Source organism: Hymenobacter daeguensis, from assembly GCF_054780555.1.
In genome coordinates this window covers 35414-53079 of the sequence record NZ_BAAGWC010000009.1, presented here as the reverse complement: position 1 = coordinate 53079, position 17666 = coordinate 35414, and the positions used below count along the sequence as shown (strand labels likewise).

Annotated in this window: 17 protein-coding genes; 8 read left to right on the top strand and 9 right to left on the bottom strand. The window is 55.6% G+C overall.

All coding sequences use genetic code 11. The features are described 5' to 3' along the window. Window positions 1–58: 58 nt before the first annotated feature. Entirely contained in the window at window positions 59–1456 is a 1398-nt protein-coding gene (gene glmM / locus ACYVHT_RS11915; RefSeq protein WP_460551683.1) for a phosphohexomutase domain-containing protein, read from the bottom strand. Window positions 1457–1530: 74 nt separating this feature from the next. On the opposite strand from glmM, the gene mazG reads away from it, so the two are divergent. The 8 genes from mazG (at window position 1531) to ACYVHT_RS11875 (ending at window position 8911) form a co-directional block, all read left to right on the top strand. After that, window positions 1531–2388 (top strand): nucleoside triphosphate pyrophosphohydrolase, encoded by an 858-nt coding sequence (gene mazG / locus ACYVHT_RS11910; protein ID WP_460551680.1) that lies wholly within the window; start codon window positions 1531–1533, stop codon window positions 2386–2388. A gap of 268 nt (window positions 2389–2656) precedes the next feature. Further along, a complete protein-coding gene (locus tag ACYVHT_RS11905) occupies window positions 2657–3541 on the top strand; it encodes a MotA/TolQ/ExbB proton channel family protein (protein ID WP_460551677.1) in 885 nt (294 codons plus the stop codon). Window positions 3542–3633: 92 nt separating this feature from the next. Beyond that, the gene (locus ACYVHT_RS11900) at window positions 3634–4263 is read left to right on the top strand and encodes an ExbD/TolR family protein (RefSeq protein ID WP_460551674.1); all 630 of its coding nucleotides are present in this window, start codon (window positions 3634–3636) and stop codon (window positions 4261–4263) included. 53 nt (window positions 4264–4316) lie between these two features. Beyond that, the gene (locus ACYVHT_RS11895; protein WP_460551671.1) at window positions 4317–4853 is read left to right on the top strand and encodes an ExbD/TolR family protein; all 537 of its coding nucleotides are present in this window, start codon (window positions 4317–4319) and stop codon (window positions 4851–4853) included. Then, complete coding sequence (locus ACYVHT_RS11890) at window positions 4850–5677, top strand: energy transducer TonB (protein WP_460551668.1); 828 nt, start codon at window positions 4850–4852, stop codon at window positions 5675–5677. Before ACYVHT_RS11895 ends, ACYVHT_RS11890 begins: the two co-directional genes overlap by 4 nt. Before the next feature lie 290 nt (window positions 5678–5967). Further along, on the top strand, window positions 5968–6237 hold the full coding sequence (locus ACYVHT_RS11885) for a hypothetical protein (protein ID WP_460551665.1): 270 nt from the start codon (window positions 5968–5970) through the stop codon (window positions 6235–6237). A gap of 55 nt (window positions 6238–6292) precedes the next feature. Beyond that, window positions 6293–7225, top strand: coding sequence for a PstS family phosphate ABC transporter substrate-binding protein (locus ACYVHT_RS11880; RefSeq protein WP_460551662.1), 933 nt, complete (start codon window positions 6293–6295; stop codon window positions 7223–7225). 54 nt (window positions 7226–7279) lie between these two features. Next, window positions 7280–8911: a tetratricopeptide repeat protein gene (locus ACYVHT_RS11875; RefSeq protein WP_460551659.1), complete on the top strand. Its 1632-nt coding sequence runs from the start codon at window positions 7280–7282 to the stop codon at window positions 8909–8911. Between the two features lie 69 nt (window positions 8912–8980). On the opposite strand, the gene ACYVHT_RS11870 is transcribed toward ACYVHT_RS11875, so the two are convergent. The 8 genes from ACYVHT_RS11870 to ACYVHT_RS11835 all read right to left on the bottom strand — a co-directional run bounded on the left by ACYVHT_RS11870 (window position 8981) and on the right by ACYVHT_RS11835 (window position 17652). Beyond that, complete coding sequence (locus ACYVHT_RS11870) at window positions 8981–10042, bottom strand: RluA family pseudouridine synthase (RefSeq protein ID WP_460551656.1); 1062 nt, start codon at window positions 10040–10042, stop codon at window positions 8981–8983. A gap of 84 nt (window positions 10043–10126) precedes the next feature. Further along, entirely contained in the window at window positions 10127–10759 is a 633-nt protein-coding gene (locus ACYVHT_RS11865) for an OmpH/Skp family outer membrane protein (protein ID WP_460551653.1), read from the bottom strand. Between the two features lie 41 nt (window positions 10760–10800). Next, complete coding sequence (locus tag ACYVHT_RS11860) at window positions 10801–11484, bottom strand: OmpH/Skp family outer membrane protein (protein ID WP_460551650.1); 684 nt, start codon at window positions 11482–11484, stop codon at window positions 10801–10803. Between the two features lie 39 nt (window positions 11485–11523). Continuing rightward, window positions 11524–13977 carry an outer membrane protein assembly factor BamA gene (bamA, locus tag ACYVHT_RS11855; protein WP_460551647.1) on the bottom strand — a complete coding sequence of 818 codons (2454 nt, stop codon included), beginning with the start codon at window positions 13975–13977 and terminating at the stop codon, window positions 11524–11526. 78 nt (window positions 13978–14055) lie between these two features. Next, on the bottom strand, window positions 14056–14802 hold the full coding sequence (locus ACYVHT_RS11850; protein WP_460551644.1) for an isoprenyl transferase: 747 nt from the start codon (window positions 14800–14802) through the stop codon (window positions 14056–14058). A gap of 132 nt (window positions 14803–14934) precedes the next feature. Continuing rightward, window positions 14935–15690 carry a type IX secretion system protein PorG gene (porG, locus tag ACYVHT_RS11845; protein ID WP_460551641.1) on the bottom strand — a complete coding sequence of 252 codons (756 nt, stop codon included), beginning with the start codon at window positions 15688–15690 and terminating at the stop codon, window positions 14935–14937. Between the two features lie 50 nt (window positions 15691–15740). Continuing rightward, window positions 15741–16622 carry a DUF6089 family protein gene (locus ACYVHT_RS11840; protein WP_460551638.1) on the bottom strand — a complete coding sequence of 294 codons (882 nt, stop codon included), beginning with the start codon at window positions 16620–16622 and terminating at the stop codon, window positions 15741–15743. A gap of 136 nt (window positions 16623–16758) precedes the next feature. Next, window positions 16759–17652 carry a diacylglycerol kinase catalytic domain-containing protein gene (locus ACYVHT_RS11835; protein ID WP_460551635.1) on the bottom strand — a complete coding sequence of 298 codons (894 nt, stop codon included), beginning with the start codon at window positions 17650–17652 and terminating at the stop codon, window positions 16759–16761. Window positions 17653–17666: the final 14 nt, after the last annotated feature.

Sequence of the window (17666 nt, the reverse complement as noted above, 5' to 3'; positions counted from 1 at the left end):
GCCCACACTTGCCCATTAAGAAATCATGACCTTTTGGCTCGCCCTGTCCAAAAACGCCTTAGGCCTTGACGGCAATGATTTCCTTGATGTCGCCAATAATTTTCTGGGCCAGATAATCAGCCGTTGCGTTCGAATCCGATTCGGCGTAGATGCGAATAATGGGCTCGGTGTTGGACTTGCGCAGGTGCACCCACTCCTTGTCGAACTCAATCTTCACGCCGTCAATCGTATTGACCGGCTGCTTGGCGTAGCGCTTTTCCATTTTCGCTAGCACGTCATCGGTGTTGATGTCCGGCGTGAGCTCAATCTTGTTCTTGGAGATGAAATAGCCCGGGTAAGAATTCCGCAGCCGGCTCACCGTCAAGCCCGATTTGGCCAGGTGCGTCAGGAACAAGGCAATGCCCACCAAAGCATCGCGGCCGTAGTGCAGCTCCGGGTAGATGATACCGCCATTGCCCTCACCGCCAATCACGGCGTTGGTTTCCTTCATTTTGGTTACCACGTTCACCTCTCCCACGGCGGCGGCGGCGTAGCTGCCGCCGGCTTTTTCGGTCACGTCGCGCAGGGCGCGGGTGCTGCTCAGGTTGCTCACGGTGTTGCCGCCGCCCAGCGCCTTCAGCACGTAGTCGGCCACGGCCACCAGGGTGTATTCTTCGCCGAACATCTCGCCGTTTTCGCTCACCAGCGCCAGGCGGTCCACGTCGGGGTCTACCACGATGCCGAGGTCGAAGCCGCCCTTTTCCAGCACTTTGGCAATGTCGCGCAGGTGCTCGGGCAGCGGCTCGGGGTTGTGGGCAAAGTCGCCGGTGGGCTCGCAATGCAGCTTTTCAACGGTGGTCACGCCCAGTGCTTCCAGCAACTGCGGCACCGCAAAGCCCCCCGACGAGTTCACCGCATCCACCACCACCCGGAAGTTGCGGGCTCTAATGGCTTCCACGTCCACCAGCGGCAAGGCCAGAATGGCTTTGATGTGCTTTTTGAGGAAGGTATTGTCAGTGGTGTACTGGCCCAGCTTGGTTACCGGGGCAAAGTCAAAGCCTTCGCTTTCGGCCAGCGCCAGCACCTGCTGGCCGTCGGTATCCGAAATAAATTCGCCTTGTGCGTTCAGCAGTTTCAGGGCGTTCCACTGCTTGGGATTGTGCGAGGCCGTGAGAATGACGCCACCGGCAGCCTTCTTGGCGGGCACGGCCATTTCCACCGTAGGCGTGGTGCTCAGCCCGAGGTCGCACACATCAAGGCCGAGGCCTTGCAGGGTAGCGGCCACCAGCCGGCTCACCATCTCACCCGAGATGCGCGCATCGCGCCCAATGATAATCAGCTTGCTGCCTGCATCTTGCGATTGCACCCAGGTGCCATATGCGGCGGCGTACTTCACCACATCAAGCGGAGTCAGGCCCTGCCCAACCGGGCCGCCGATGGTGCCACGAATGCCGGAAATAGATTTTATTAAAGTCACGGAGTAGTTTTTTTGAGCGCGTAAAATTAGGCATTCGTCGCCGGTTGGCGGCACGAAGTTTTATCTTTGGAACAATGGAAAACCCCAATCCTCCCGCTGGTCCACTATTGGCCAGTACCCGCCGGCCGGCCCAGCTCGAAGCCTTCGGCCGTTTGCTCGATGTGCTTGACCGCCTCCGCACCGAATGTCCCTGGGACAAAAAGCAAACCCTGCAAAGCCTGCGTCACCTCACCATTGAGGAAACCTACGAAATCAGCGACGCCATCCTGCGCGACGACTTGCCCGACCTGAAAAAGGAGCTCGGCGATGTCATGCTACACCTGATTTTCTACGCCCGCATTGCCGCTGAAAAAGGTGCTTTCGACATTGCCGATGTGCTTAATGCCCAGTGCGAAAAGCTCATCTATCGCCATCCGCACATCTACGGCGATGTACAGGCCGACGACGAAGAAGCCGTCAAGCGCAACTGGGAGCAGCTCAAACTCAAGGAAAAAGGCAACACCAACGGCGTGCTCGGCGGCGTTCCTGCTTCCTTGCCCGCGCTGGTGAAAGCCATGCGGATTCAGGAAAAAGCCCGCGGCGCCGGCTTCGATTGGGAGCAGCCGGAGCAGGTCTGGGAAAAAGTAAAGGAGGAACTCACCGAGTTCGGCGACGAATACGGCCACGGCCATCCCGAGCGCATGAATCAGGAAAAAGCCGCCGATGAATTCGGCGATTTGCTGTTTTCGCTGGTCAATTTTGCGCGCTTCGCCGGCATCAATCCCGAAGAAGCACTAGAACGCACCAACCGCAAGTTTATCAGCCGTTTTCAATACCTCGAAACCGCCGCCGCTGCCAACGGCCAGCAACTCGCTGACCTCACCCTGGCCCAGATGGATGTGTACTGGGAGCAGGCAAAACGCCGCTCGCCCCAACCCAACGGCACTAATTAGCGTTGGCTTCATTCTACGTCCACTTTAGTCGATGCGGAATTGCCTTAGGTAAGTTTTCTTTGGTGAGGCCACACTTTTTGGTTAGGTTTGCCAAGGTGATAGGCGGCAGTGTGCATATTTAGATTTGATAAGTACCATTTCAGCTCTTTCGTTGAGGGGTTTATCGTTTGTCTTTAGTGCTTCATTACGCCCTAACCGACTTTTTTGCTTTTTCTTTACCCACTCAATTCAACTACAACACTCAATAACCTCCAAACACTCCGGAACAATGGAACAGAAAAATGCCACGAATATGAGCCCACGGCCCGCCGCAACGGCCGCCAAAGCCGAAGCCCAAAGCAGCGGTGGTGCCTCGCTGTTCTCCGTCATCGTTATCATTCTTGCTTTCGTCATCAGCTATTGCGTCTATAAATTCGTGTTTGGTGATGCCAGCCACTTCCAGGGCGGCAACAACGAAAACAACCCTAACCCCGGCGATTACCTCGGCGTGGTGTACAAAGGCGGCTTCATCGTGCCGTTCCTGCTCACCATGTTCCTCTGCGTTATCACCTTCTCGATTGAGCGTATGCTGACCATCGCGAAGGCCAAAGGCTCGAAAGGCATCGAAAGCTTCGTGCGCTCGGTACGCCAGAAGCTGAACGTGAACGACATCAATGGTGCCCTGGCCGTGTGCGACCAGCAGAAAGGCTCGGTAGCCAACGTGGTGAAAGCCGGCCTGCTGAAATACAACGAGATGGCTCGCGAAACCAACATGACCACCGACCAGAAGGTCCTCGCCATCCAGAAAGAAATCGAAGAAAGCACTGCCCTGGAGTTGCCGATGCTGGAGAAAAACCTGGTTATCATCTCGACCATCGCCTCTATCGCCACCCTGACGGGTCTGCTCGGCACGGTATTCGGCATGATTCGCGCCTTCGCCGCTCTGGCGCAGGCTGGTACTCCTGACGCCGTAGCCCTGGCAAACGGTATCTCGGAAGCACTTATCAACACGGCTCTGGGTATCGGTACGTCGGCACTGGCTATCGTTGCCTACAACTATTTCACCAGCAAAATTGACGAGCTGACCTACAGCATCGACGAGGCTGGCTTCAGCATCATCCAGACGTTTGCCGGCCAGCATGGCAGCAACGCCACCACGACCCGCACGGTTTAATTTTTCTTGCTGGTTCGCATCTGCTGATGCACTAAAACGCGGGGCGGTTCGTTTTACGGAACGAGTCGCCCCCTTTTAACCCCCACCTCGCAATGCCTAAAGTAAAACCGCACCGTACCTCGCCGTCGCTCGACATGACGCCGATGGTCGACCTGGCCTTCTTGCTGGTGACGTTCTTCATGCTCACCACCAAGTTTGCTCCCGAGGAGTCTGTGGTGGTAGATACGCCATCATCCGTTTCGGAGCTTAAACTCCCCGAAAACAACGTTATTACGCTGACCGTCGACAAAAACAAGCGCGTCTTTTTTGGCGTTGATGCGAAGCAGACCAAAATTCAGGCTTTGCAGAAAGTAGGTGCCAAATACGGTGTCAACTTCACTGCTCAGCAGGCGAAAGAGTTTGGTGACCTGCCCAACTTTGGCTTGCCCATCAGCCAACTCGGCTCCTACCTCAACATGAGCAAGGAAGACCGCAAGCAGGTTAATTCCAAGCAGCCCGGTGTTCCGATTGACTCGCTCAACAACCAGTTGATTGACTGGGTGCTGGAGTCGCGTCGTGCCAATCAGGCCATCTTCAAAAAGCCTACTTACATTGCCATTAAGGGCGACGGCGATGCCGATGTACCCACGGTGCAGCAGGTAATTAAGATTTTGCAGGAAAAGGACATCAACCGCTTCAACCTCATCACGGACATGGAAAACAAGCCCGTAGCCACCCGTTAGTATCGGGAAGTTACGACAGCTCTTTTTTCAGTCTTTTCACTTAAGTAAATCCCATGGCAGAAATACAAGGCAAAGCCGACTCCGGTGGAAAAGGTGGGAAGAAGCGGGCCAAGAAAATGTCGACCAAAATCGACATGACCCCAATGGTGGACTTGGCCTTCCTCCTGCTTACCTTTTTCATGCTGACTACTACCTTCGCCAAGCCCAACGTGATGCAGCTCACGATGCCGGTGAAGAAGACCGACGACGTAGAGGATACCAAAATCAAAGCCTCGCAGGCTATGACCATTATCCTCGGCAAAGACAATAAGGCTTACTATTACTTCGGACTGAATACACCGCTCGACAAGACGGTGCCCAAGCCCGAGTTGAAAGTGACCAACTTCTCGGCTACTGGCATCCGGCAGGTCCTGCTGGACCGTCAGCGCCAGCGCCCCGAGCCCATCATTCTTATCAAGGCAACGGAAGATGCCAAGTACAAGAACATGGTTGACATTCTGGACGAGATGAACATCACCAACCAGAAGAAGTATGCCTTGGTGAAGGTACCTCAAGACGACCTGACCCTTATTAAAGATTCAGCCCTATGATGGACAATGCGCAAATCGCTAAGGCCAGCTTAAACGACATCGTTTTCGAGGGTCGTAACAAGGCCTATGGGGCATACGTCCTGCGGCGCCTGTACCAACGGCACGTAACGCGGGCATTGATTATTGCTACGTCGTTATTCATCCTACTGGTCGCTTTCCCGCTTATCGCGCAGTATCTCAAAGAGAAGATGCCGAAAGAGGAAAAGAAAACGCTACAGGAGAACGTGCTGATGGATGCGCCCCCGCTGGACGAAACCAAGCCGCCACCCCCTCCCCCGCCGCCTGAGGCTCCGCCGCCTCCGCCGCCTAAGCTGACCACCATCAAATTCACCCCGCCGGTGGTGAAAAAGGATGAGGAAGTAAAAAAGGAAGAGGTGCCTGACCAGGAAGAATTGAAGGATAAGGCCGTATCGACGGTGACCGTAAAAGGCAACACCGATGCTCCTGACCTGACTGAACTTTCCGGCGAAGGCGACAAAGTGGTTGAAGAGGTAGTTGAGAACAAGGTCTACACCTATGTGGAACAAATGCCTCAGCTGCCCGGTGGTGGTGGTAACGCTGCTATCGTAAACGCCATCCAGAAGGCGGTGAAATACCCCCCGCTGGCATTGCGCAACCAGGTTGAAGGCCGCATCTTCGTTAGCTTCACCGTGAACCCGCAAGGCGACGTTTCGGATGTGAAGGTGGTGAAAGGTCTTGGTTCCGGCTTGGACGAGGAAACAATTCGGGCGGTAAAAACCCTGCCCAAATTCATCCCCGGCAAGCAGAACGGCCGGGCAGTAAGCGTTTCGTTTACTGTACCGATTACCTTCAAGATTCAGTAAGCGTTGCTTCTGAATCGATTTGAAAAGAAAGCCCGAATCAAGCACCTGCTTGGTTCGGGCTTTTTAGTTGCCAGCAACGCAGCTACAAACGTGGCAGCATCCATCTGCAATACACGTACTATAAGCCGACATCATGCGTTATGTACCGCTTATAGGCACCGGTCGCTTCACTTAGACATAGCAATTCCTGTCTTTTTTGTAAGCTAGCTTAGCAATGACAAATTATTCTACCGAACCTTTGCAGGCGGTTTTACGGTTTAGTACATCTCCATTCCTGCATTTTCATTTTTATGCTTAACCTGCCTACTACCGAGGAACGCCTCGGTAAGTCCCCCCAACGACTGGTACGTTACTTTGTGCTGCTGATGGCCCTGGTCTATCTGGGGTTGGGAGTGTGGCTCTGGTGGACGGCCGATACGGCTTCGGGTGGTGGCATCATTCAGCTAGGCCCTACGGCCCGTAAGGTGCTGGGCACGGTATTCATTCTCTACGGCCTGCTTCGCTTTGGCCGAGGCTACCAAACCTATTTCCGCAAAAAAACCTTTTCTGATGATGAATAAGCGCGCTCATTTTCTTATTGCCGGATTGGCTACGGCAGTGGCCGGTGCTATTGCCGTGGCTGCATGTAATGGGCCTGGTTCGCCGGGGGCGCAGGACACCCCGACGAGTGGCACCGTAGCAGTGAGTGTGGACGAAACCTTTGCGCCTATTCTGCAGGCTCAGGTAGATACGTTTGCCAAGCTCTACCCGAATGCTCATGTGCAAATGAGCTTCCAGCCGGAAGAGAAAGTTATGCTGGACCTTATCAACGATAAGGTGAAGCTGGCTGTGGTGACGCGGGATTTGAATGCCGAGGAAATGGCCGAGTTTGCCAAGCAAACCATCACGCCGCGCACCACACGCATCGGCATCGATGGGCTGGCAATTGTGCTCAACCGCAACAATCCGGACTCGCTGCTGACGGTGGCCCAGCTAGCCGATATTTTCACCGGCAAAACCAGCACTTGGAGCCAGGTCAGCGGCAAGAAAGGCTTATCGGAAATCAACGTGGTATTTGATGCAAATCGCAGCAGCACCACACGCTTCGTGAAAGATTCGGTGACGCGGGGCGCGGCCCTGACCACGCGGGTATTTGCGGCGACTTCCAATCCCGGCCTGCTCGATTACGTGGCCACGCACCCCAACGCTATCGGGGTGGTGGGCGTGAACTGGATTTCGGACCGCGACGACCCTACGGCTATGAAATTTGCCCGCAAGGTGCGGGTGGCCAGCATCACGGCGCGCCCCAATCCGAAGCCCGACGATTTCATACAGCCCTACCAGGTGTACCTGGCAGAGAAGACTCCTGAGCAGCTGGCCGAACACCCGGATTTGCAGAATTACCCACTTCGGCGCAACCTTTACGTCATCAGCCGGGAGGCGCGGGCGGGGTTGGGCACGGGGTTTGCATCCTTCGTTGCTGGCAAGAACGGCCAGCTGATTTTTCAGAAATCGGGCCTAATGCCTGCGCAGATGCAGGCCCGTATTATGGTTACGCCTAAACTGTAGCCGCCTTCTGCGCGTACTTTCTTTTCATTGCTTTTTCATCCTTTTTCCCATCCTATGAGTTTCAAGCCCTGGAAACAGCCGCTGCTCGCCGCTGCCCTGATTGCGGCCGGCACTACGGCAGCCACCGCCCAAAACGTGCAAAACGCTCAGCGTGCCATCGAGCTAGGCCGCTACAACGAAGCCCGCGCCATTCTGCGCCCCGGCGCTACTCCTGAAACGGCTTTTGAGTTGGGCCGCCTGTACCAAATGCGCGACATGCCGGATTCGGCCGCGTTTTTCTTTAATAAAGCCGCTGGTACTTCGCCGTTTGGCCAAGTAGCTGCAGGTCGTGCCGCACTGGCCAAAGGTGATTTCAGCGGAGCTGAAAGCCAATTTGAAGCTGCTGCCAAGGCCACCAAAAACAAAGATGCCAAAGTACTGACGATGATTGCGCAGGCATATGGCGAAGCCGATGGCAAGGACACAAAAGGCCTGAAATACATTGATGCCGCCCAGGTTGTCAACAAAAAGGACGAGCCCGCGCTGATGGTAGCCCGTGGCGATATATACCTGCACACTGACCAGGGCGGTGGCGAAGCCATGAACAGCTTCGACCGTGCTACTACGGCCAACCCCAGCTACGCGCAGGCCTATTACAAAAAGGGTGTGCTGAACGTACGGGCCCGCAACTTCAACGAAGCACGTACCAACCTTACCAAAGCCACTGAGCTGGACCCCAGCTACGCTCCCGCTTACCGCGAACTGGCTGACATGTACTATTACGCTGGTCAATACGACCTGGCGCTGAGCACTTTCAAGAAGTACACCGACCTGGCCGAGCCTTCGTCGAACACGAATGCGCAGTATGCCTCGTTCCTGTACCTGACCAAGAAATATCCTGAAGCGCTGACGGAGGTTAACAAGGTGCTGGTATCTGAGCCTAAAAACCTGACGATGAACCGCCTGAAGCCCTATCTGCTGTACGAAACCGGTGATTACACTGGTGCAGCCACGGCCATGGATACTTACATGAAAGTAGCCCCGGCCGATAAGATTATCGACGAGGACTACATCTATCAGGCAAAAATTCTGAGCAAGACGGGCAAAGGCGACGAAGCTATTGCCCTTATCGGAAAGATTATTGCCAAAGACCCCAGCAAGGCCTGCGACTTCCAGAATGATTTGGCAACCATCTATGCCAACAAGAAGGATTACAAGGGTGCTGCCAAAGTGTATGAGTACAAGCTGAAGAACTGCAAAGGCGACCTTACGGACCAGTTCCGCATGGCGGTGGCTTTGACCGGTGATAAGGCTTATACCCGGGCTGATAGCGTTTACAACATCATCCTGACGGCCAAACCGACCTACGCCCCTGGCTATCTGGAGCGGGCCCGTGTAAACAACAGCCTTGATTCCGATGGTAAGAAAGGCTTGGCAAAGCCGTATTACGAGAAATACATCGAGCTGTCGAAGGCGGAAGGAGCCGACCCTGCTAAGTTTAAAGCGGGCGTGATTGAGGCAAATGGCCAACTTGGCGTGTACAGCGCCAATGCCGGCGACAAAGCCGGTGCCGTACGCTACTTCGAGCAGGTATTGGCAATCGACCCTACCAATAAAGGCGCGCAGGACAACATCAAAATCCTGCAAGCTCCGGCCCGTACCACCAAGACCACAACTACCAAGACTACTACGATTAAGAAAAAGTAGTTGATTGGTGATACAAAAAGGCCCCAACGTTTCTCACGTTGGGGCCTTTTTGTGTTTAGGCACGGCGAGTTATTTAGCGACCCAACTCCGCCATTCTTTCAGAACTCCTTCAAAGTCCGGAGGTAGCTCTGCCTCAAAGAAGAGTTGCTCGCCCGAGGTTGGGTGCGTGAAGCCCAGGGAACGTGCGTGCAGAGCCTGCCGGGGCATGGTTTGGAACGCATGCTCGACAAAGTCGCGGTAGGCACCCGTATTCTGCCCAACCCGAATCCGGTCGCCCCCATAAGTAGCATCCGAAAACAAGGGGTGGCCGATGTGCTGCATGTGCGCCCGAATCTGGTGGGTACGGCCGGTTTCGAGCACGCAGCGCACCAACGTGACCGGGCCGAAGCTTTCCATCACCTCATAATGCGTCACAGCGGGCTTTCCTTGCTCGCCGCCGGGATATACGGCCTGTACTTTGCGGTCGCGCACGCTGCGGCCAATATGCCCCCGAATAGTGCCTGTGGGCCCCGGTGGTGTGCCCCACACCAAGGCCAGGTAGCTGCGCTGAATGGTGTGGTGGAAAAACTGGTTGGAAAGGTGCGTCATGGCAAACTCGGTTTTGCCGATTACCAGCAGCCCCGAGGTATCCTTGTCGATGCGGTGCACCAGCCCGGGCCGAATTTCACCATTGCGCCCGGTAGGCAGGTTGGCCAGGTGATGGGCCAGGCCATTTACCAAAGTACCCTGCCAGTGCCCATAGGCCGGGTGCACCACCAGGCCCGCCGGCTTATTCACAATGAGCAGCTCGGCATCTTCGTAGCGAATATCCAGGTCCATTTCCTCGGGCAGCACCCGGCCCGTTTCGCGGGGTGGCTCGGGCAGGGTTACGGTAATGGTGTCCTGCGGCTTGACGCGGTAGTTGGGCTTGACGGGGGTGCCGTTAACTTCCACGGCCTGGGCGCGAATGGCTTCCTGCACTTTGTTGCGCGAGGTATTGCGCAGGCGGTTGTGCAGGAATTTATCGATGCGCAGCAACTCCTGCCCCCGGTCCACCACAATGCGGTGGTGCTCGTACAGCTCGTCGCCGCCTTCTTCGTCCTCCAGGTCGGGAGCCGTGATGTCGTCGGCGTCCAAATCATCAATCAGCATAGCGAAGGCAAATGGTTATGAAAAAAGCCGAAGCATTCGCTCCGGCTTTTTGCTTTTCAGGCAGGCGGCGGTAACCGCCCCGAATTACTTGGTTTTGACTTTGGTCTTTCCCGGGGCCGGGGCCGGCGTAGTTGCTGGCGAAGTCGGCTTCTGAATAACGGGAGCCTGAGCACCTGGAGTGATGCCCATTTTCTTCAGCACCAGGTCCGAAATATTACCCGATTCGGGGGCGTGCAACAGCAGCGGGCTGCCGCCGCCGTCCGAGTTGAACACGTAGGTGAAGCCGTTTTCGTCGGCCACGGCATCGATATTCTTCTGGAGCTTGTCGAGGGCCGGCTTCAGCAGGGTCTGCTGTTTCTGCTGCAACGACTGCTCGGCGCTGCGCTGGAACTCCTGAATGGACTGCTGGAGGCTTTGCAGCTCTTTCTGCTTATCGGCTTTTACCACGTCGGTCATCGTGGCCTCGCCTTTCTGGTAAGCCTCGCCTTTGGCTTGGTATTCGGCGTACTTGCTTTTCAGCTGGGCTTCCAGCTGGGTATTGTAAGCTTTCAGGTCCGACTCAATCTGTTTGCTTTCGGGCATCTGAGCCAGCACGTACTGGACATCGGTATAACCAATTTTCAGGGGAGCCTGGGCCTGCGCGGAAGTGGCGGCCAGGGTTCCGGCGGTCAGCAGAGCGGCGGCGAGCGTCAGACGAAAAATTTTCACGAGATTCATCAAAAAGAAAAAGGGTCAGAAAAATGTTGGGACAAAGGTAATTACTTCTTTTTGGTAGACCGCGCTGCGGGCTTGGCCGCTGCTTTCGTACCGGTAGCCGGTTCTGGCGTTCCAGAGTCCGACTCGAAGTTAGGGTCGACCGGGGTTTTGGGCGGCGCTACGGTTTTCAGCGGGCCTTTGGGCCCGGGCTGGTTGCGGTCTTCGGCCCCTAAACCCAATTCCTCCATCACAAATTCCGTGTAATCGTGCGCCGGATTGGTGTAGAGCATGGTCAGGTCGCTGGCCTTGTCGAACAACACCGCCAGCTGCTTTTTCTTGGCCACCTTCTCGCAGGCTTCGAATACCTTGTCCTGCACCGGCTTATTCAGTTCCTGCCGCTTCTTAAACAGCTGGCCTTCGTAGCCAAACTGTTTGTTGCGGTAGGCCTTGATTTCCTGTTCTTTCTTCAGGATTTCATCCTGCCGCTTCTTTTTCATGGGCTCGGTAAGCACCACTTCCTCGGCCTGGTAGTTGTGGTAGAGCTTGTCGAGGTCCTTTTGCTGGGCCTCAATCTCCTTCTGCCAGGTATCCGACAGCTTGTTTAATTCCTGCTGAGCTTTGGCATATTCCGGCATCTTGGCCATAATAAACTCAGAATCGACCCAGCCAAATTTCTGGGCCTTGGCACCAAACGCACTTGTAATCAGGAGCAATAAGGCCAGCAACAGGCCACCGAAATTCTTCATACCCGAGGAAACGTGAAATCCTGTCTGCTAGTGCCTGCCCTAGCGAATTTGCTGACCAATAATGAAGTGGAAGTGGTTGGGGTCCTGCTTGGTGCCAGCGGCCGTGCCAACGGGCGGCACCACCGAATCGAAGCCGTGGCCGTAGTCGAAGCCCAGCAGCCCGAAGGCTGACATGAAGATACGTGCCCCGACCCCGGCCGAGCGGTATAGCTTGTAGGGGTTGTAGTTGGTATAGGAGTCGTAGGCGTTGCCGGCCTCCGCGAAGGCCAGCACGTACACCGTCGCGGCCGGGTTAAGGCTGACCGGGTAGCGCATCTCCAGCACGTATTTGTTGAAGGCGATGCCACCGCTCTGGCCGCTCTGGGCCGTGGGAATAGCAAAGGCCGCGTTCGGGTCGTCGTAGCCACGCAAACCGACGTAATCGGTTCCAACCAGGTAGTTGCCGCCGCCATTGTAGCCAAGGCCCGCGCCCCCCATCTTGAAGCGCTCAAACGGCCCCAGTTCACGGTTCGAGTTGTAGTTGCCGAGGTAGCCGAAGTGCGCCCGCGTGTTCAGCACCAGCTTGCCCACGATGGGCGTAAACCACGACGCGTCGAACATCCATTTGTGAAATTCAATCCACTGGTTGTTGTTGGGGTGGTCGGGGTTAAGCAGCGAGTACGGTGGAGTCAGGTTCACGCTCAGGCTCAGCGACGAGCCCCGGCGCGTATAGGTCGGGTTGTCGATGCTGTTGCGGGCCAGCGTGGTGTTAAACGTAATGTTGTTGGCAAAGCCCGTAGTGAAGCCCGGCAGCAGCGGGTAGTTCTGCGTCTGATATTGGCTGTACGACAGCGAGTTGCTCAACGTGAAGTAGTCATCCGGCACCCGCAACTGGCGGCCCAGGCCAATGGTGGCACTGTTTACTTTAATGAATTGGTCGGAGGCTGCATCCAGGCTCGTACCGGTACGTTGCACACTGTGGTTCAGGCTAAAGGAGAACGAGTTCGGCCGGCGACCGCCCAGCCAGGGCTCCGTAAACGACAGCGAGTAAGCCTGGTACTGCACGCCATTGGCCTGCACATTAAGCGACAGGCGTTGGCCGTCGCCCGCAGGCACTGGCGTCCAGTTGCGTAGCGTTCCGGCTTTGCGCAGCGAGAAGTTGTTGAATACCAAGCCCACTGTGCCAATAAACCCGGCATAGCCGCCCCAGCCACCCGACAGCGTCACCTGGTCCGAAGGCTTTTCCACGACCGTGTAGTTAATGTCCACCGTACCATCGGCGGGGTTGGGAATGGGGTTGATACCGATTTTCTCGGGGTCGAAATAGCCCAGGGTGGCAATTTCACGCTGCGAGCGGATGAGCAGTTCGCGGTTGAACTTGTCGCCGGGTAGCGTGCGCAAGGTGCGGCGTAGCACATGGTCGCTGGTTTTGGTATTGCCAGCGATGTTAATGTCCTTGATGTGTGCCTGCACCCCCTCACTGATTCGCATCTCAATGTCGATGGAATCGCCTTCCACCTTGGTTTCCACCGGGTCGATGGTGAAAAACAGGTAACCATCGTTCAGGTACAGCGACGAAACGTCCTGCCCCGTGGGGTTATAGTTCAGGCGCTTGTCCAGCGTTTCCTTGCTGTAAGGACTTCCTGATTTGATACCCAGAATGTTAGACAGCGTCTTATCATCGTACAGGTAGTTGCCATTCCAGGTAATGTGGCGGAAATAGTATTTCGGCCCTTCATCTACCTGAATGCGCAGGGCCAGGCCCTTGTCGTCCCGCATCAGTGTGTCGCTCACAATGGCCGCATCGCGGTAGCCTTCCGCGTTGTAGAACTCCAGCAGCTTCTTTTTGTCTTCCTCGTACTCGCTGCGCTGGAACTTACCGGCCGTCAGGAATTTATAGGGCTTGCGCTCTTTTGTCTTCTTCAGCTTGCCCTTCAGCTTACGGTCAGAAAATGCTTTGTTTCCTTCAAACGCAATGTCATGAATCCGAATTTTAGAGCCCTTATCCACGTCAATGCGCAGGGCCACGCTGTTGGATAGCGCGGAGTCGTTCACCTGAATAATATTGACCTTGGTATCGAGGTAGCCCTTGTTCACGAAGAACTTGCGTACCTGCGTCCGCGTATTATTCATCAGGGCATCGGTCACCACCTTGCCGCGAATCAGCGTAATCTTCTTGGTCAGGTCTTCCGTTTGGCCCTTGCGAATGCCCGTAAAGGTAAATTTCGACAAGCGGGGCCGCTCCTTCAGGTTGTAGTCAAGGAAAATCTTATTGCCCTCAATGCGCGCAATCGTCACGCTGACATCTCCCAGAATGCCCTGGGCCCAGAGTTTGCGAATAGATTTTCCAATCTCCTCACCGGGCACGTTGATGGCATCCCCCACGCGCAGGCCCGTCAGGCTGATGAGCGTATTGGGGTCTAGGTAGCGGGTCCCGCTCACCGTGATGCCGCCCAACTCATATTTTTTGGGTTCTTCGGCTCCGGTCGGTGTCTGTTGGGCACTGGCAGACAAAGCTCCCCAGCTGCCCAGAACCACTAAAACGAGCAGATATTTGAAAAATAAATTACGCACAATAACCATTACAAAAATTTAAGATACCGCTACCTGCTCGCTGGTTTTGCCAAATCGCCGTTCCCGACGCTGATACGCCCGAATAGCGTCCTGAAAATGCTGCTTCCGAAAATCCGGCCACAGCAAGTCTGTGATATACAACTCTGTATAAGCCAGCTGCCACAGCAAAAAGTTGCTAATGCGCTGCTCTCCACTGGTTCTAATCAACAGCTCCGGGTCGGGCATGCCTGCCGTCACCAAATATTTGCTGACAGTCGCTTCCGTCACGTCAGCGGGTTGCAATTTGCCGTCGGCTACATCGGCGGCCATTCGCTTCGCAGCCTGGGTCAGGTCCCAGCGTCCGCTGTAGCTAAGCGCCAGCACCAGGGTCATGCGCGTGCCGCCCTTGGTCAGTTCCATGGCTTCAGCCAGTTCCCGCTGGCAATTGCCGGGCAGGGTCGAAATGTCCCCAATGGCTTCCAGCCGAATGCTGTTTTTCAGCAACGTGGCCGTTTCCTGACGAATGGTGTGCACCAGAAGCTGCATCAGTGCCATCACCTCCAGGGCGGGTCGGTTCCAGTTCTCCGTCGAGAAAGCGTAGAGCGTTAAATAACGCACGCCCAACTCGGCGGCCTCTTCCACGGTTTCGCGCACGGCCGTGATGGCACTCTGGTGCCCGAACACACGCAAGCCCCCTCGCTGCTTTGCCCAACGCCCATTGCCGTCCATTATGACAGCCACATGGGCAGGAATATTTTGAATATCAATTTCGGCCTTGCCGGTCATCTTTGCGGTTTCGCTAAAAGAGGACGCAAGTTACGGAAATGGTTGCATTTAGCCGGACAATTCCATAAATGGCCTGCGCCGCCAGCCTGTCAGGCCGCCAGCCAGTCGGCTTAATGGCCAGGCAGCTAACGATTATTTTAACAGTTTTTTATTCTTTTTATACAGGTCCGGGCACCGGATTTTAAAGAACGTATAGGATAAGCTGATGCCGCTATAGTAGTACCAATCCTGGTCATGCGGGTTGACAAGCAGGGGGTCCTGCTCACTCAGATGGTCCAGCTGGTCCGTAAACGTTTTACGCACCCCAACTTCCGCGCCCAGGTTGATATGCTGCGACAGGGCATATTTCAACCCCACGCCCGCCGGAATGGCAATGCCCAGCATGGAGCCCTCCTGCTTGAAACTGCCTGTGAGAGCAGAATTGTTGGTTACCGTAGTGGTATTGGCATAGAACCCCGCGATTCCGGCAAACAGGTAGGGGGTAAAATGGACCTTGTCGGTGCGGTAATGGTAGTCGCGGAAATTATATTCCACTACTGCTGATGCTTCAATTACGCTGCCCTTGGTATTGGCTTGCCGGTATCCTTGCAGGGGCGGCACTCCACCATTCGCGCCGTCCACGTTCCCATCATCGGCCCGCAGCAGGCCGGCCATCAGGCCTCCCCGCAAGGTGATGGGCACCGACACGTCTTTGCGATAGAAAGCGGTGAGAGCCGGGCGGCTGTTCTGCAGCTGCAGTTCCGGCGATATCTCGCCACGGTAGTTGGTAGCTCCGAGACCAATACCTATTTCACTGGTATTCTGCGCAGTAGCGGAGAGGCAAAAAAACGCACTCCCCGCCTGCAGCGCGCAGACGAGGAGTGCGTTTTGAATAATTGAATTCGTCATTCTAAGCTAAGTGCTGACTGAAGAGTAATTGCTCAGCCAGTGGCCACTGGCTAGCGGAACTTGGGGTTCTTGATGCGGGGCGTCAAGATGTAGTTCAACGTAACACCCGTTACGATGTACCAGTCGGTTTTATTGCCTACGTCGCCGCGCGCCTCACCGGGGTTATCGAAACCGGGGAATTTGGTACGGTCAAGCGTAATGTCATGGCCGAAATAAGTTGCGGCGCCGGGAGCCAGCGATGCTACGGGAGCGTATTTGCCTCCTACGTCGTCGAGGTAGTCGGTGAATGTTTTGCGCCAGCCGATTTCCAGGCTTGCGTCAAAGTTACGGTTGATGCGGTAGCGGATACCACCACCGAAGGGAATCGAGAACTGGGTTTTGCTGTAAGCAGTAGCCTGGCCTTCGGTTTTCAGCGGCTGCAGGTCAACGTAATTACCGCTCTGGTCGAGGCCTTGAGGATTGTTGTAGAAGCCGGCAACACCAGCAAATACGTAGGGCACGAAGTCAGGACGCTTGAGGTAGTTGTTGCGGTTTTCAATCAGGTCCACAATTACCACACCCGAAGCTTCCAGAATGTCGTTGCGGAAGTTCATGTTGCGGTTGTAGCGGAAGCGCGAATCAGCGCCGCTGGCATCAGCAGCCTGAGAGTCATCGCCCGAGATACGGCCATACGACAGACCGATGCGAGCCGATACACGCGGGAAAAAGCGGCGGGTGAGCGAAACCCCGGCCCCAACGCGCGTAGCGCCGAGGCGGAGGCTGGTAAAGCTAGTTACCGGGGTGATGTCCCCGAAATAGTTCATGGCGTTCAGGCTGAAGCCAACCGAGTTGTATTGCTTCCGCTTGCTGAATTGCTGGGCATCTGCTTCAGGAGTTGCCACCAAGGCAAGCCCAAGCACAAAGGCCGTGGAATAAGTGAAAATATTCTTCATAAGGCAACTAAAGTGATGAGGCGTGGGGCAAGTATGAGAACCGCACAGTGAGCGCGCATTTTCAGACGAAGACAAAAGTAGGCGATATTGGGAACTAAAAAAATTTTACCGGTTCTTTTCCCGAAAAATTCTGCTGCTATACTTGAATACCTGCTGGATTGCGACGGTCGAGGCCCCAATTTAATTTGCTGCGCAAGGTACTGAGGAAGTTGACGTGGTTGAGCTTTACCAGACGGGCATTAAAGTTTTCGCGGCGAACAGCAATTTGAACGGACGCTTCGACGGGGAGCGAGCGGGAATCGAGGGCAAGCATGTAGCTGGTGCTACGGCCTTCAATCTCGAAGGAAATCACGCTTTGGTCGGACACCACGAGTGGGCGAACGTTCAAATTGTGGGGGCATACGGGAGCAATAATAAAATTGTTCGTCTGGGGCAGCATTACCGGTCCGCCGCAGCTCAGCGAGTAGCCGGTAGAACCGGTGGGCGTGGCCACGACGAGGCCATCGGCCCAGTAGGAATTTAGGTACTCGCCGTCAATGTACGTATGGACGACAATCATGGATGACGTGTCGCGCTTGAGGACGCTGAACTCGTTGAGCCCGAAGTTCAGATTGCCGAATACATCGGGGTCGGTATCAACGCGAATAAGGCTGCGCTCTTCGATGGTGAAATGGCCTTTGAAGAGGGCATCGATGGCCTGGGTGATGCGGTCGGGGGTGACGGTGGCCAGGAAACCGAGGCGACCGGTGTGAATGCCCAGGATGGGGATTTGCAGGCTGCCGACGTAGGTAACGGTGTCGAGCAGGGTGCCGTCGCCGCCGATGCTGAGGACGTAGTGCACGCCACGCAGCGAATCGCCCCGGCGGAACTCGGTGGTGCCTTCGGGCAGGCGCAGGCGGTTGTCGAGGAAGGTGCGGAAGGCTTCGCCGATGCGGACTTCGGCCCGGCGGGCGGCCAGGTCGTCGAGCAGGGCCTGAATGGCCGGGGCGGCTTCGTCGTCGAAAGGCTTGCCAAGGATGGCGATTTTCATGCGGAGAGTGAAAG